The sequence below is a fragment of the Synechococcus sp. PCC 6716 genome (assembly GCF_022570815.1).
Classification (GTDB): Bacteria; Cyanobacteriota; Cyanobacteriia; order Thermosynechococcales; family Thermosynechococcaceae; genus Thermosynechococcus; species Thermosynechococcus lividus.
On the sequence record NZ_JAKLTU010000008.1, the window covers coordinates 45992 to 61443 of the forward strand.

At 52.9% G+C, this 15452-nt stretch carries 9 protein-coding genes; 2 read left to right on the forward strand and 7 right to left on the reverse strand.

What is annotated here, in order from left to right:
- Positions 1–8 precede the first annotated feature (8 nt).
- The 5 genes from L5220_RS06080 to rpoB all read right to left on the reverse strand — a co-directional run bounded on the left by L5220_RS06080 (position 9) and on the right by rpoB (position 12460).
- Positions 9–2045 (reverse strand): BamA/TamA family outer membrane protein, encoded by a 2037-nt coding sequence (locus L5220_RS06080; protein WP_499572353.1) that lies wholly within the window; start codon positions 2043–2045, stop codon positions 9–11.
- A gap of 149 nt (positions 2046–2194) precedes the next feature.
- Positions 2195–2776 (reverse strand): thioredoxin family protein, encoded by a 582-nt coding sequence (locus tag L5220_RS06085; RefSeq protein WP_448514104.1) that lies wholly within the window; start codon positions 2774–2776, stop codon positions 2195–2197.
- A gap of 399 nt (positions 2777–3175) precedes the next feature.
- Positions 3176–7174 (reverse strand): DNA-directed RNA polymerase subunit beta'', encoded by a 3999-nt coding sequence (locus L5220_RS06090; protein WP_499572504.1) that lies wholly within the window; start codon positions 7172–7174, stop codon positions 3176–3178.
- A 13-nt stretch (positions 7175–7187) separates the two neighbouring features.
- Positions 7188–9056, reverse strand: a complete 1869-nt coding sequence (locus L5220_RS06095; protein WP_099798849.1) for a DNA-directed RNA polymerase subunit gamma — start codon at positions 9054–9056, stop codon at positions 7188–7190.
- 71 nt (positions 9057–9127) lie between these two features.
- Positions 9128–12460, reverse strand: coding sequence for a DNA-directed RNA polymerase subunit beta (gene rpoB / locus L5220_RS06100; RefSeq protein ID WP_099798848.1), 3333 nt, complete (start codon positions 12458–12460; stop codon positions 9128–9130).
- Between the two features lie 458 nt (positions 12461–12918).
- Here rpoB and L5220_RS06105 point away from each other — a divergent pair, with 458 nt between their 5' ends.
- Positions 12919–13455 carry a DUF2062 domain-containing protein gene (locus L5220_RS06105; protein ID WP_499572355.1) on the forward strand — a complete coding sequence of 179 codons (537 nt, stop codon included), beginning with the start codon at positions 12919–12921 and terminating at the stop codon, positions 13453–13455.
- On the opposite strand, the gene L5220_RS06110 is transcribed toward L5220_RS06105, so the two are convergent.
- Positions 13415–14134: a peptidylprolyl isomerase gene (locus L5220_RS06110; RefSeq protein WP_099798845.1), complete on the reverse strand. Its 720-nt coding sequence runs from the start codon at positions 14132–14134 to the stop codon at positions 13415–13417. The two genes, L5220_RS06105 and L5220_RS06110, sit on opposite strands and share 41 nt — an antisense overlap.
- A gap of 351 nt (positions 14135–14485) precedes the next feature.
- Here L5220_RS06110 and L5220_RS06115 point away from each other — a divergent pair, with 351 nt between their 5' ends.
- On the forward strand, positions 14486–14821 hold the full coding sequence (locus L5220_RS06115) for a carbon dioxide-concentrating mechanism protein CcmK (RefSeq protein ID WP_099798844.1): 336 nt from the start codon (positions 14486–14488) through the stop codon (positions 14819–14821).
- Between the two features lie 174 nt (positions 14822–14995).
- Here the strand turns inward: L5220_RS06115 and L5220_RS06120 are convergent, their stop codons facing one another.
- Positions 14996–15442, reverse strand: coding sequence for a hypothetical protein (locus L5220_RS06120; protein ID WP_499572357.1), 447 nt, complete (start codon positions 15440–15442; stop codon positions 14996–14998).
- Positions 15443–15452 lie beyond the last annotated feature (10 nt).

Consider the following 15452-nt stretch of genomic DNA (forward strand, 5'->3'; position numbering starts at 1 on the left):
CATTCCTCCTAGAAGCGTTCACCAATGCCAAAACTAAAGGCATTTCCCCCTTCATTGTTCCAGCCGAAGTCCACCCGCACATTCCCTAAGGGAGTGTTGACCCGCAGACCTGCACCATAGCCTAAGCCTTCACCGGGTTTGCCCCGCACAATGCCGGGTTGACCGGGCACACTGGACTGGGTGCCTAGCAAACTGGCACCATCAAAAAATAGGGCACCACCCACAATATTGAAAATGGGAAAGCGATACTCCACGGTGCCCTGCACAAAGGCACGCCCCGATCCAATGGCTCCCTCTTCCCAACCACGCACCGAGTTTGCCCCACCAATCGTAAAGGACTCGTAGGGGGGTAAATCACCGAAGATATTCCCTGCTTGGATGTTAAATGCGAGGGTTTGCGGCCCCTCAATTCTCAAGAAATTCACAGGAATATAAAAGCTGTAGCTACCACGGACACGGCTCATCAAAATATTGCCTGCCCCCAGCGGCAGCGACTGATCTACCCCCAAGCGAATGACTTGGCCACTGGTGGGTCGCAGCACGTCATTGCGTAAATCTCGCAAAATGGCTGCTTGCACTGTAAAGAGGTCGTTAAAGCCGCGGCAAACCCCATTATCCGGAAAGGTTAAGCAATTTCCCAACTTATCTGTGTCAAAGCGAACGAAGCCCCCATCCATCGAGGTGACCCGCTGGTACTGTAGCCCCACCGAGCCAGTCCAAGCGGTGCGCACTAAATCCCGATCTTTAGTAAAGGGGCGTGTAAAGAAGATCGCTGACCCCAAACGGTTAATTCGGGGAAGGTCACCGTTGGGCAGAGGGACATTAATTGGGCCATTACTAAAGGTATAGGGAACGTTTAAGCGGTTGAAGGCACTCACGGTATAGGAGGTGCGATAGGGATCCCCTTTAATCCAAGGATCGGTAAAATTCACATCAAACAGGAATTCCCCTTCGGTACCCCCCTGTGCCTCAACACCAAACTTCCAGTTGCGGCCAAAGAGGTTATTTTGCTGGAACGCTACGGTACCAAACAGCCCTGCTGCTGAACTATAGCCTGCCCCAGCAGAAATGCTACCGGTGTTGCGTTCTTTGAAGTTGAGGATCAGATTAACTTTGCGCGGGTCTTGACCAGGCTCGAGAGCAACCTGTACATCTTCAAATAAGCCGAGTTCAAATAAACGGCGCAAATCCCCTTGGACAACATTTTGGTTCAAAACCACACCGGGCTGGGTGTCCATTTCGCGGCTGATGACAAAATCTCGGGTGTGCTGGCGTGTGGGTTCGCCATCTTTATTCAGAAAGCGGTAGGTTACTGCTTCGATCACCCCTTCGGCCACCTGTAGCGTGACGACGCCATCGGGATCCACTTGGGGGGTACCCACGACCTGACCCAAAATGTAGCCATTGTCTTTGTAAAAGGCATTAATTTGCTCAATGCCTTCTTGCAATTGCTTCAGGTTAATATTGCGACCCACTTGGGGGGCAAAAATTTCACTGACGCGCTCTTGGCTGAGGACTTGGTTCCCGGCCACCTGAACAGCACGCAAAATAGGATAGGGGCGCACCACAAATGTAATGCGTACCCCAAGAGGTGTGTCGCTGGGCTGAGCATTGACATCCGCAAAGAAACCGGTTGCAAAAATGGCGTTGGTGTCCTGCTGGAGTTGACTGCGAGTGGCAGTGCCTCCCGGACGGGTGGTGATCACCTGATAGACCAGTTGTTCGAGGTCTGGGGTTGCCCCTTCCACCACCACTTCAGCAATCAGAACTTGGGGTTCGTCAGCGGCAGGTTGGCTCACAGAGGGCGGTGGCACTGCCGGTGTGGACGTAGTGGCGGGAGGCTCTGATTCTGGAGCAGGGGTTGGCTCAGGTGGTGTGGTGACTGCTGGTGGCGCGCTATCCACTGCAGGCGTATCTTGGGCGTGTACAGCCGCTAGACCAACGGTGCCAAGGGCAATTGCCCCCGCCGTGATGGCCATGGTCACGGTTTTGAGAGCAGCCGCCACAGGCAGCATTGGCAAAAGGGGAGAAGGTTGCTTTTTCACTACACACACCCAAAAATTAGTCGCGTCAACACAGCGGAACCCTTGGCATTGATAATACCAGTAGGGCAATGACTGACAAGCTGGTGTAAAAGTGCCACTGTTGTCTATTTCATCATGCCCAAACCAGCATTTATCGACTAGCGCCAGTGTTAACCGTAGTAGGCCGGTTCGTTCCCCGGTTTCCACTTGATATTACAGCCCAGGCTTGGTTTTTGATCTTCGCTGGGGGTGCCACCGCTTAAAACAGTATCAATCGCCTGCCGTAGGTCTTTGCCGGTCACTGGTACATCGTTGCGGGGGCGGCTATCGTCTAATTGCCCACGGTAAACCAGTTTGCGATCGCCATCGAAGAGGAAGAAGTCTGGGGTGCACGCCGCGGTATAGGCCTTAGCAGTTTCTTGACTCTCGTCGTAGCACAGAGGAAAGGTAAACCCCAATTCCGTTGCCATCGCTTTCAGGGAATCGGGGGCATCATCTGGGTAAGCGGCTGCATCATTGGCGCTGATGGCCACAATACCCAAGTCACTGTCTTTATAGTCCTGTCCCAGTTGAGCCAGTTCCTTTTCGACATGTTTGACGTAGGGGCAATGGCGGCAGATAAACATCACCAAGAGCGCCTTTTTCTCGGCAAAGGTACTCAGGGAAATGGTTTGTCCGGTCACCACATCGGGGAGTTGAAAGTCGGGTGCTGGGGTACCCAAGGCCAGCATTGTGGATTCTGTTCGTGCCATAGAACCTCCTGAAGATCGCCTGTCAATGGCGAAAGCGTGACAAATTATAAAATTTTACAAATTAGTAATATCGTCCCTAGTGTACTCTTTTGTGGTTGCAATCAGGGGGTGTTGATTGCCAGTTTGAGCAACGCAGGGCTAGCCTACCTGCGCGTCCTTGTCCCGAACTCTCGTTTATAACTCTCGGCTAGGGAAGTTACTAATATGTTGAGACTCCCTGCACCGCAAGGAGTCTCCATGACTTGAACAAGCAAGAACCACTAGGGCAGTTTACAAGCGCTGCCACTGCTTGGGCGTTTTTTGCACCGTTAGAATCAGCGCCACCCTGCCAGCCCCAATGATCGCACGTGAATTGCTTCCCAATCCGATAGGACGTGTCGGCGCTTGGCTCAATGAGCATCAATCGTCGTCTTCGTCATCCTCATAATCATCCTCAAAGTCATCGTCATCGAGGTCATCCCCTATCAACTCATCCTCATCATCGAGGTCGTAGCTAGATGCGGCACGACTGGAACGGGAGCCAGTAAATTGCTGGACAACGTGAGATGCCGTTTCATCGTCGATTAACACATCTTCGCTCAAGTCTGCAGTAGGGGGCGGCACTGGTTCAGGCTCAGGCTCAAAGGTTACGATGTGGGTGCGACCAGAGCGATCTTCACTCTCCTCAAAACCTTCTTCCTCGCCATTGGCAGTGTCTTCATAGCTATTGAAGCCCGTGCCAGCCGGAATAAGACGACCAATAATCACATTTTCCTTGAGACCCCGTAGCCAATCCGATTTACCCTCAATGGCAGCTTCAGTCAGTACCCGCGTTGTTTCTTGGAAACTGGCGGCGGAAATGAAGCTATCGGTATTCAGCGAGGCTTTGGTAATGCCCAATAGAACAGGGGTGTATTGGGCAGGGGCACCGCCGGTTAGCGCCATGGGTTCATTGGCCTGCTCGGCTTGACGCAGGCTCATCATTTCCCCAGCAATGAGGATGGTATCTCCGGCATCATCGATGCGCACCTTGGCGGTCATTTGCCGCACCACCACTTCGATGTGTTTGTCGGAAATTTCAATCCCTTGGGTAAGGTACACCGACTGCACCTCGTTGACTAAGAAGGCTTGAACTTTTTCCAAGCTAATTTGGGCTGCTTTCAATAGGCCTTCGGGTTTGTAGTATTCGAAGTAAATAGAGAGGATGTCATGGGGATCAATTGGGCCATCGGTGAGCGGATCGCCAACATTGACTTTTTGCCCATCCACGACAATTGGGTTTTGCCCCGGCAGCATCGGGTACTCTTGGATAGCACCATCTTCTTCGATAACCTTGAGATCAACGGTGTCATCGTTGCTGTAGGTCACTTGGCAGGTGCCTGGGCGGATGGCTAGAATGCATTTTTCCTTGGGATGGCGAGCCTCCAACAGTTCCTCAATCCGTGGCAGACCCTGGATAATATCGCCGGTTTTCGCCCGCTCAAAGACCAAGAGGGCAAGGTTATCTCCCCGCTGGACCAAGTCACCGTCTTCGATCTGCAAGACTGCCCCCGGTGAAACAAGGTAAGGGCGTGCTAACCGCAGCACAACGTGATCGCTGGCAACCTCCATGACGGCAGCGGTTTCAGGACACTCAACCCCTTTGGCAATTTCGTCCCCCGGACGTAAGAGATCGCCAACCTGCACGCTGGCTGGGTTCCCGTTGGTATCGATGCGGAGGAGATCGTCCTCGGTAATGACTAAAATACGGCGGACTGATTCACCACTGCGGAGAATTCCCTGTACCTGCCCCGCCTGCTTGGCGTTGATGGCCGTACGGGCAATGACAGCCCCCGGCTCGATATGATCGCCGTCTTTTACTAGCAGGGAGGTGAGGGTGCTCCCTTGGGTTTGGTCAGCAGAGACATCCCGCCGAATCACCAAGGATTCCAAAATAACCAGTTGTAGCCGTTGCGCCTCGGTGTCGGACTCGTCAGCAACAATTTCAATGTCTGCCGCCAACTGTGGTGCTTCGCTGCCAATTTCAAGGACGAGTTGTGTCCGCAGCAGATCGACCCCATCCACGGATTTGACCCGCTCATCATGCTTATAGGGAAGGCGTTGGACTGCCCGCAGGCGAATAGATTGACCAGAGGCATCACTGGAATCTTGGCTGGGCACCGATGGCTCATCAGGCACGCTAAACTCTTGCACAGGGCGCAGGAGCACTGCCGGTCCTTCAGGGCTATCTTCAAGGTAGTCCACTTGACAGAGGGACTCGGCGACCAACCCCGGCAAAATTTCAGTTCCCGGATAGGCGAGGGTGCCGTGCTTCAGTCGTGCTGCTTCAGGATCATCCACTAAGTGGAGGTCTCCAGGCTTAATGACAATTTCCCGTAAAATGTCATTTTTTTGGATGACTTCTACAACGCCGCTGTTTTGGCAGAAGATGTCCTTGACGACTTCGGTGCCCGCTTCCACGTACTGGCTGTCCTCCACCAACAGCAGGGAAATATCCTTGTTCACTTCATGGGTTTCCTCGGGCACCCACAGGAGTGTGCCGCCCTTGAGCACTTCGTAGCCTTGTTTGGCTTTCCCTTTTTTCGCCACTTCAATGTCGGCGTACTTGAGAATACCGCCAGTCGGCGTATGGTAGCGATCGTCAATGAGTTCCGCGACAACTTGGCCATTGGCCACCTTTGTGCCCGGAGCTGCCTTTAAGGAAAAGCGTTGACCCGCAGCCGTTTCAATGATGTAGTGCTCGCGGCCTTGATGCGTTTCTTTAAGCACTTTGGCTTTGTCCAGCATCACCGAGGCGGTAATAATTTCAACTTCACGGCCACTTTTACTTTCCTGCTGTTCCGGTAGGCGGACAACCCCACCGTGTTCAGTTTTAACAGTAGTTTCCGCAAGCACCGCCCCCGCCTGAATAGAGTCGCCATTTTTTACCACAGGCTCGGCTCCGGGAGGCAGGTTATACACTTCGCCGGACAATACCCAGATTAATCCTCCTTTGGGGGCAACCCGGGTGGTGGTGCCTTGGCGATCGCGCTTCTCTTCTGCCTCAAGATTGACAAACTTCACTTGACCTGCGAGGTCAGAGGCCACGTCCTTGGTGACTTTTTCGGTGGACTTGCGCACACTGCGGGAGGTCTGGGCAACTTCCGCTAGCAATTGCCCCGCTGTCACCTGTTCGCCATCTTTGACTAAGAGAACTGACCCTTGGGAAAGGTCAAACTCTTGGCTGCGCTGTCCAGCTTTGACACTCAACTTGCCGGAGGTTTCCACTAAGAAGGCATCCTCTCCATGGCGGGTGCGGAAGGGACGCACGCGGAGTTTTTTGCCATACTCTACCGTTCCGGCAAAGGGAGATCGCTCTTGCCGCGCCACTTCGCCAGTAAATACACCGCCGGTGTGGAACGTGCGCATCGTTAACTGCGTGCCAGGCTCCCCAATCGACTGAGCGGCAATAATCCCGACGGCTTCCCCCATATCCACCAGTTGCGCGTGGGCGAGGCTCCAACCGTAGCACAGACGGCAGACGGAGCCGGTGGCTTCACAGGTCAGGGGCGATCGCACCGCAACCTCTTCAATGCCTGCTTTGACAATAATTTTGGCTAATTCAGCAGAAATGGGTTGATTTTTAGCTACAAGAACCTCACCGGTTTCTGGATGGCACACATCCTTAAGAGCCACTCGCCCCAGCAAGCGATCTTCAAGAGCCAGCACCTTGTCGCCTACAGTCATACTGCGCAGGGTAATACCGCGCTCAGTCTCGCAGTCCTCTTCACGGATAATGACATCCTGAGAAACATCCACCAGTCGCCGCGTCAGGTAACCTGAGTCTGCCGTGCGCAGAGCCGTATCCACCAGCCCCTTACGGGCACCGTAGGAGGAGATAATGTACTCCGTAACCGTCAACCCTTCTCGAAAGTTCGTTTTAATCGGCAAGTCAATGATTTCCCCTTGGGGGTTAGCCATTAGACCACGCATCCCCACCAACTGCCGGACTTGGGAAAGATTTCCCCGTGCTCCCGAAAAGGCCATCATATAGACGGAATTGAGCACATCTGTATTCCGGAAGTGACGCACCACCTCGTTTTTGAGTTCTTCATTGGTGGTATTCCAAGTGTCAATGACCTTTTGGAAGCGCTCTACTTCGGTAATTTCCCCGCGAGAGTAGCGATCCTGAGCGGTTTTGATTTCTTTTTCGGCAGCTTGGAGCAACTCTTGTTTTTTCGGCGGCACCAAGAGGTCATCAACGCTGATGGAGACACCTGCGCGGGTGGCATAGCGAAAACCCAAATCCTTGACCTTGTCGGCCATTTCCGCTGTGCGGGCAGTGCCAAAGTGGCTGAAAGACCACGAAATTAAATTCCGCAATCCTTTTTTGTCAATGATGCGGTTAAAGAAAACAGGGGTCGTCTCAGTCATGGTGATGGGGTCTCCCAAATTAACTGGCTAGGGCTTCTTGAATGGTTTGGTTGTAGATAATACGACCGGGGGTGGTGCGGATGTACTGAGAAATGAGTTGACCATTGGCATCTTCCTTGACCCGCCGCAGGGCATACTCCAGTAATCGTGAGCCGTCACTGTGGGTGGTCACCGTTGGCTCACTGGTATCGCCATCATCCACAGCGCCGTCGTAGCGAACCCAGACAAAGGCGTGTAGCGGTAACTTGCCTTGTTCGTAGGCCATGACAACGTCTTGAAAGTTGGCATAGTAGCGATCGCCATAGTCCGGTAGCTTTGGATTTTCCGCCGTCAGGTAATAGCAGCCGAGCACCATATCTTGGCTAGGCGTAATAATGGGCTTACCCGTTGCTGGCGAGAGGATATTGTTAGACGCCAACATCAGCATCCGTGCTTCCGCTTGGGCTTCAATAGAGAGGGGAACGTGAACCGCCATCTGGTCGCCGTCAAAGTCAGCGTTAAAGGCCGGACACACCAGTGGATGCAGTTGAATCGCCCGACCCTCCACCAGAATCGGCTCAAAGGCTTGAATCCCTAAGCGGTGAAGTGTTGGGGCGCGGTTCAGCAGCACCGGATGCCCATCAATGACTTCTTCGAGCACATCCCAAATCACCGGATCATTGCGCTGGATCATGCGCTTGGCGGCCTTAATGTTATTGACAATCTGCTGGCGAATCAGCCGATGAATCACGAAGGGCTGGAATAATTCAATGGCCATTTCCCGGGGCAAGCCACACTGGTGCATTTGCAGATTTGGCCCCACCACAATCACCGAGCGACCGGAGTAGTCCACCCGTTTTCCAAGCAGGTTTTGACGGAAGCGTCCCTGTTTGCCCTCAATAATATCGGAGAGGGACTTGAGGGGGCGATTATTGGCACCCACCACCGTGCGACCCCGGCGGCCATTGTCAATCAGCGCATCCACGGCTTCTTGCAGCATCCGCTTTTCGTTCCGGACAATAATTTCCGGTGCCAGAATTTCTTGCAAGCGGGCAAGGCGATTATTACGGTTAATCACGCGCCGATAGAGATCATTGAGGTCAGAGGTGGCAAAGCGTCCACCATCTAACTGCACCATGGGGCGCAAATCCGGCGGAATCACTGGAATGACCGTGAGCACCATCCACTCCGGCTTAGCTCCTGTGGCAATAAAGTTGTCAATCACCCGCAGGCGCTTAATGAGCTTGGCGCGTTTCTGGCCTTTACAGTTAAGAATTTCTTCCCGCAATTGCTCTGCTTCTGCGGGCAGATCCAAATCCTGTAAAAGACGTTGAATGGCCTCAGCACCAATACCGACCTCAATATCTTCAAGTTCGGAATCTTCGCTGTAGATCTGCTCTTCGATCTCTTGCCACTGGTCTTCGCTGAGCAGTTGCTTATAGGTCAAGTTGGGATGATTGCCGGGGTTAAGCACCACATAGGAGTTGAAATAAACAATTTGCTCTACATCCCGCAGCGGAATGTCAAGGAGAATGGCCATGTAACTGGGAATTCCCTTGAGATACCAAACATGGGTCACAGGGGCGGCCAGCTTAATGTAGCCCATGCGGTGCCGCCGTACCCGAGATTCCGTGACTTCCACACCACAGCGTTCGCAGACAATGCCGCGATGCCGCACGCGCTTGTATTTACCGCAGTGACACTCCCAATCTTTTGCTGGGCCAAAAATGCGCTCACAAAAGAGACCGTCCATTTCTGGCTTGAGGGTGCGGTAGTTAATGGTTTCTGGCTTTGTGACTTCACCCACGACTTGACCGTTGGGCAAGGTGCGCTCTCCCCACTGGATAATGCGTTCCGGTGAGGCGAGAGACACTTTTACATAGTCAAAGCGTTGCTCGATTCTGGGCATAAACTCACGAATCCTCTGGCAATAAATAGGTTAAAGGGAGAGGCAAAAACTCCCCCCACGTAGCTGTTGATCTAGGGAGTGGTGACACTGTCTTTTTCTTCAAAGTCATCCCCTTGCAAGGACTCAAATTCGATTGTGGGACGCACAGGGGTACGCCGTGGACTGACATCCACCATCAGATCCACTTCGGGGTCTGGCTTGGTCTCGCCATCGTCATCAAAGCTGGGAATACTGGACTTACGCACAGAAATATCCAGACACAGGGATTGCAACTCCCGCATCAGCACCTTAAAGGACTCTGGGGTGCCCGGTCGCGGAATGGATTGACCTTTGACAATGGCGTTGAGGGCTTCATTGCGCCCCTGCATATCGTCAGATTTAACGGTGAGCAGTTCTTGCAGAATATAGGCGGCGCCGTAGGCTTCCAGTGCCCATACTTCCATTTCGCCAAAGCGTTGCCCTCCCTGCTGTGCTTTGCCACCAAGGGGTTGCTGGGTCACGAGGGAGTAGGGGCCAGTTGAGCGGGCATGAATCTTGTCATCGACTAAGTGCACTAGCTTGAGCATGTAGGCCATCCCCACCGTGACGGGGCGATCGAAGGGTTCACCGGTGCGGCCATCATAGACCACCATTTTGCCCGGATCCGCAGGATTAAAGACCCAATCTTGACCTACTTTTTCTTTGGCTTCTTGCAGTTTGGCATGCACGGTTTCGCGAGATTTTTCCTTGCCGTGCATTTCGTCAAAGGGGGTGATCTTAAAGCGCCGCCCTAAACATTCACCCGCCCAGCCCAGCAAGCACTCATAAACTTGGCCGACGTTCATCCGCGAGGGCACCCCCAAGGGATTGAGGACAATATCTACCGGGCGACCATCTGGTAAAAAGGGCATATCTTGCACCGGTAGAATTCGAGAAATAATCCCTTTGTTACCGTGGCGACCCGCCATCTTATCGCCGACTTGGATTTTGCGTTTTTGAGCCACATAGACCCGCACCACCATATTGGCGCCCGGGGGCAGTTCATCTCCCTGCTCGCGGGTAAAGACGCGCACATCAACGACACGGCCTTTTTCACCGTTGGGTACCCGTAGGGAGTTATCCCGGACATCCCGTGCTTTTTCACCAAAAATGGCTCGCAGCAGTTTTTCCTCCGGTGGTTGATCCGACTCGCCTTTGGGGGTAACTTTGCCCACCAGAATATCCCCCGCTTCAACAAACGCGCCGACGCGGATAATGCCGTTTTCGTCCAGTTGCCGCAGGGCATCTTCTGAGACATTGGGAACTTCGCGGGTAATTTCTTCGGGGCCAAGTTTGGTTTGCCGCGCCTCGATTTCGTATTTTTCAATGTGAATGGAGGTATAGACATCCTCCTGCACCAACCGCTCGCTGATGAGGATGGCATCTTCGTAGTTGTAGCCTTCCCATGGCATGTAGGCCACAAGAATGTTTTGCCCCAAGGCCAGCTCGCCTCCCTCGGTGGCTGATCCATCGGCAATGACTTGACCTGCACGGACGCGATCGCCCATGAAGACAATGGGGCGTTGATTCAAGCAGGTGTCTTGGTTGGAGCGTTGGTATTTTTGCAAGGTGTAGGTTAGCTCGCCGCCGTTGTCGGTTTTGATGCGGATTTGGTTGGCATCCACATAGGTCACGACCCCATCCGTTTGACTGAGGATGACCATCCCCGAGTCACGGGCAGCTTGCGCTTCCAAGCCGGTACCCACCAAGGGACGGTGCGATCGCAGCAGGGGAACCGCTTGCCGCTGCATGTTAGACCCCATCAGAGCGCGGTTGGCGTCATCGTGCTCAAGGAAGGGAATCAGGGAAGTGGCCACCGAAATAATTTGCACTGGCGAGACTGCCACATAGTCCACCTGATCGGGAGTGGTGGTGGTAAAGTCTTGGCGATAGCGCACAGGTACCACATCCCCAAGGATGTAGCCGTTTTCGTCGGTGGAGACATCTCCGGGTGCCACCCGCTTATCATCCTCTTCGTCTGCCGTCATGTAAATGGGGGGCTGATCTTTGAGGACTCGTCCCTCTTTCACCGGATAGAAGGGCGTTTCAATAAACCCGTACTCATTGACCCGGGCATGGGTGGCCAAGGAGCCAATTAGACCGGCGTTAGGGCCTTCCGGGGTTTCGATCGGGCAGATGCGACCATAGTGGCTGGGGTGAATATCCCGTACCGCAAAACCAGCGCGCTCCCGTGTCAGCCCACCTGGACCTAGGGCACTCAAGCGCCGTTTGTGGGTTAGCTCTGCTAGGGGATTGGTTTGATCCATGAACTGCGACAGTTGACTGGAGCCAAAGAACTCCTTAATTGCCGCCACTAGGGGCTTGGGATTCACCAACGAAGCAGGGGTCAAGGAATCGGTATCGGAAACCGTCATCCGTTCGCGAATAATCCGCTCAAGGCGGTTCAAGCCCACTCGCACTTGGTTCTGGAGCAGTTCTCCCACCGAGCGAACCCGACGGTTCCCTAAGTGGTCAATGTCGTCAATACTACCAAGGTCAAATTCCAAGTTAATGAGATAGTCAATGGCCGCCAAAATATCCTCTGGGGTGAGAATCCGCACCGAGTCAGGGATATTCAGTTGCAGCTTGCGGTTGAGCTTATAGCGACCCACGCGGCCAAGATCGTAGCGCTTGGGGTCAAAGAAACGGGACTCAAGTAACTGCTGACCGCCAGAAACGGTGGGTGGCTCCCCAGGGCGCAGTTTTTTGTATAGCTCAATGAGGGCATCTTCTTCGGTAAATTTACCCTCTTTTTCAACGGTTTTTTGGTAGTACTCAGGGTGACGTAGCCGTTCGCTAATTTCGCTGTCACTTAAGCCCAAGGCTTTGAGAAGCACGTGAGCCGATAGTTTACGGGTTTTGTCAATGCGCACCCACAGGAGGTCATTTTTATCGGTCTCAAATTTTAGCCATGCTCCGCGGTTAGGAATAAGGCTGGCATTGTAGGTGCGGCGCCCATTTTTGTCCGTTTCAGACTTGTAATAGACGCCGGGGCTGCGCACAATTTGGTTGACAATGACCCGCTCAGCACCATTGATAATAAATGTGCCACGGTCGGTCATCAGGGGCAGATCCCCAATGAAGACATCCTGATCAATAATGTTGCCGTTTTCTTTATTAATCAAACGGGTCGGGACGTACATTTGCATTGAATAGGTGGCATCCCGACGTTTGGCCTCATCTACTTCATACTTGGGCTGCTTCAGTTTGTAGTCTTTGGCTAAGAAGTGCAGCTCAATTTTGCCCGTATAATCCGTAATAGGTGAGAAACTCTCTAGTTCTTCAATTAGCCCTTCTTCAAGAAACCATCGGAAGCTGGCCCGCTGAATCTCGACAAGGTCTGGCAAGGTAAAAGCGGGTGGCGTGTAAGTCTGGTTACTAGCCATGTATATCCTCTAGAGGGTATCGCTAAAACGCGGATCTTGCATCTTAAGACATTTGTGGTAGCGCTGTCAATAACAGACAGCAAAAAGTCTCCACACAGCCCTCGTGCTGCTGGAGAATTGGTGTCATGACTAAGGGGGGCGAAAAAGACGTTGACACGTGTCACTATTGCGCTGGCAAGCCGCTTACCTAGGAGCATAGCACAGAAGTGTACGGCAAATGGGCTTAAGGGTTATTGTTGACGAGATTGTAATGTACAGTGGCGACGAATCAGCAACTGGACGTAGTCTTGGCTGTCTTGGCGCTACTTCAGAGGCGTGCAAGCAGACGGGATCAATCAAGCGCCTAGGGCACAAGAAGAGAAAGAAATTCTCTGCTATGGTGGAAAGTGGGGTTTCGTAAACCCGTACCGCCTACACAGCGGGGTAGTTAGTTCATTTCAAGCTCTACCGAGAACCTTATGGTGCCGTTGCCCTTGTTTGAGCATCCACGCCGCTTCCGCTGGCAGCAAAACTTACGACGGTCGGTTCGTTACTACTATTTACGTCTGATGCGCTCCCATGGGAGTACTGAACATGTGGCACGGGGGCTGGCAGCCGGTGTGTTTGCTGGTATGTTGCCTCTGTTTGGTGGCCAAATGATTATTGCTGTTGGCTTGGCACTTCTCCTGCGAGGGAACAAGCCCCTCGCAGCACTTGCAACTTGGGTCAGTAATCCCTTTACCTATGTGCCCCTGTTTTGGTTCAACTTTCAAGTGGGCTGGTGGCTGTTGGGTCAGCCATCCCTAGTATTAACAGGCGTGGACTCTTGGCCATCAGTGCTTGAGCAGGGGGGACAAATGGCTACTATTCTGATGTTTGGCAGTGTTTGGGTGGGGGTTGTTGCTGGCTTGCTCACCTATAGCCTTTGCTTGCGGCTGTTGCCCACCCTCCGCCAACGCTTTCGCCGGCGATCGCTTATGGCTGCTGTAGATGCTCCAGCCCCGCCACGACTTTAGCAGACTGGATGCGATCGCCCATTTGGATACTGTCCACCACATCCATCCCCTCTGTAACATAACCAAAGACAGCATAGTTGCCATCCAGAAAATCGAGTTGTTGCAGCGCAATGTAAAATTGCGCCGAGGCGGAATCCGGCAATTGCGATCGCGCCATCGCCACTGCGCCGCGGGTGTGATTGAGTTGCGGTGATACCTTGCCTGCCTGACTATAGGTAGGAGTGCTACTGCCTTTGCCTAAAATTTCAAGGGGAATGTAACGGGGGCGATTTGTCTTTGGATCAATAAATGAGCCAGTGCCGTACAGTTGGGGTGACACAGTCGGATCAGTGCTTTGCGGGTCTCCCCCTTGCACCACAAACGGCTGTGGCTCGCGCACCACGCGGTGAAACACAGTGCCATCGTAAACACCGCGATTGACAAGATCAACGAAGTTGCCAGCCGTAATGGGTGCTGCGGCACCATTGACCTGAATGGTAATTGGGCGATCATTAACGGTGATCACTACGGTGGCATCACCATTCAGTCGAGGTAAATTTGCCATAGATGTATTACTTTGTGCTCCAGGAATCGAACTAGTGTCAGCAACCGAAGAGAGAGAGGCACAACTCACGAGGAATATAACTGCCAGCAATGCAACTAGCCGTGGAAAGAGTGTGCTTAGATGCAAATATCTCATCGTTAAACCACAAATTGCTAACCTTAGTTCATTATGGGGCTGAGGGGACACGTCTTGGCAGATTGTGAGTGTATCCAACAACCTCATGGGAGGGTAACGTCAACGCATCAGCAAATCTGATTCTGGTAATAACCATCTGTAATGGTTACTCCAGATCTGGCTTATGTGTGGGTACAGAGGAAATGGTATGCTGAGCTTACGCTGCCGCGCCTAAACCCTAAGACATCGCACGTATAAGAGGGGGCGTCTCGTTCAGTCCACCCCCTTAATACCTGACGAGGCTGGCCTAGTCTTGGGGTCAGGCACCTCACAAGCGAGTGTAACCGTCTTTTTTGTTTAGGAGCTGCATTCATGCCCATTGCCGTTGGGATGGTGGAAGTGCTAGGTCATCCTCCCGCGTTGGCTGTTGCTGATGTGATGGTCAAGGCTGCCCGGGTCACCCTTGTAGGGTATGAGCGTGTGAGTGGGGCGCGGCTGACAATTATTGTTCGTGGCGATGTGTCAGAGGTGCAAATTGCGGTTGCAGCTGGTGTAGAAGCAGCCAAACGGATTCCTGCCGAAAGCCCTAAGGAGAAAACTCTGTATCTGTCTTCAACAGTGATTCCGCGACCGGATCCAAATCTGGAAGCGATTTTTCCAACGATGTGTTTTCAGTTTGGGGATGGTTGGGAGCAGTTTCTAGTCTAATGCAGTAACCGACAGAGGAACGAGTGCTGGCGATCGAGACTGGGCTTGCGTGTAACAGGCCAACTGGACAGTTCTGGGTGACCGTTGCGCATCGTCTTGATGGATAGCTGCTATGCCACCGAAAAATTGAGTCAATCTACGTTGACATACTCCCACAGAAGACAGCGTGGAACTTTACCGATCAAACTCCCCAAATGCTGAAATATAGGTGCCCTTCAGGGTTTTCATCTCCAACATGAAGGTATTGGGGCCAAGGGTCACAAGGGTACCGGGAACTTGGACTGGGGTATTGCTTGTATTGGTGTAAACCGCCAAATTTCTATATTGAATCACTTCAGTCACCCGATAATGCTCGAGGCTGACCGTTCCGCCGGAGCAAAACTGAACCTTTCCATCCTGAACGCATTGATCTTTTTCAATGGTCAGAGTTTCCGTCATTCCCGATTCGCGGGTGCCGCTGAGGACTAAGCGATTCCCTGTATGGGTGACCTGAACATCGTCGTACTCGGTGGTTTCACCACTGTCAGAGACAACACTGACAAACCCACGAGCCATCACAGGGGTTACCATGAGGGTTGCTCCAAAAAGCGTACTAAGGGCAAGAGATGAAAGCTGACGCATAAAGTCCTCG

Coding starts and splice junctions, on each gene's coding strand:
- L5220_RS06095 (WP_099798849.1), bottom strand. CDS start 9,056: ATGCCCAGAATCGAGCAACGCTTTGACTATGTAAAAGTGTCTCTCGCC.
- L5220_RS06085 (WP_448514104.1), bottom strand. CDS start 2,776: ATGGCACGAACAGAATCCACAATGCTGGCCTTGGGTACCCCAGCACCC.
- L5220_RS06120 (WP_499572357.1), bottom strand. CDS start 15,442: ATGCGTCAGCTTTCATCTCTTGCCCTTAGTACGCTTTTTGGAGCAACC.
- L5220_RS06105 (WP_499572355.1), top strand. CDS start 12,919: ATGGTGCCGTTGCCCTTGTTTGAGCATCCACGCCGCTTCCGCTGGCAG.
- rpoB (WP_099798848.1), bottom strand. CDS start 12,460: ATGGCTAGTAACCAGACTTACACGCCACCCGCTTTTACCTTGCCAGAC.
- L5220_RS06115 (WP_099798844.1), top strand. CDS start 14,486: ATGCCCATTGCCGTTGGGATGGTGGAAGTGCTAGGTCATCCTCCCGCG.
- L5220_RS06110 (WP_099798845.1), bottom strand. CDS start 14,134: ATGAGATATTTGCATCTAAGCACACTCTTTCCACGGCTAGTTGCATTG.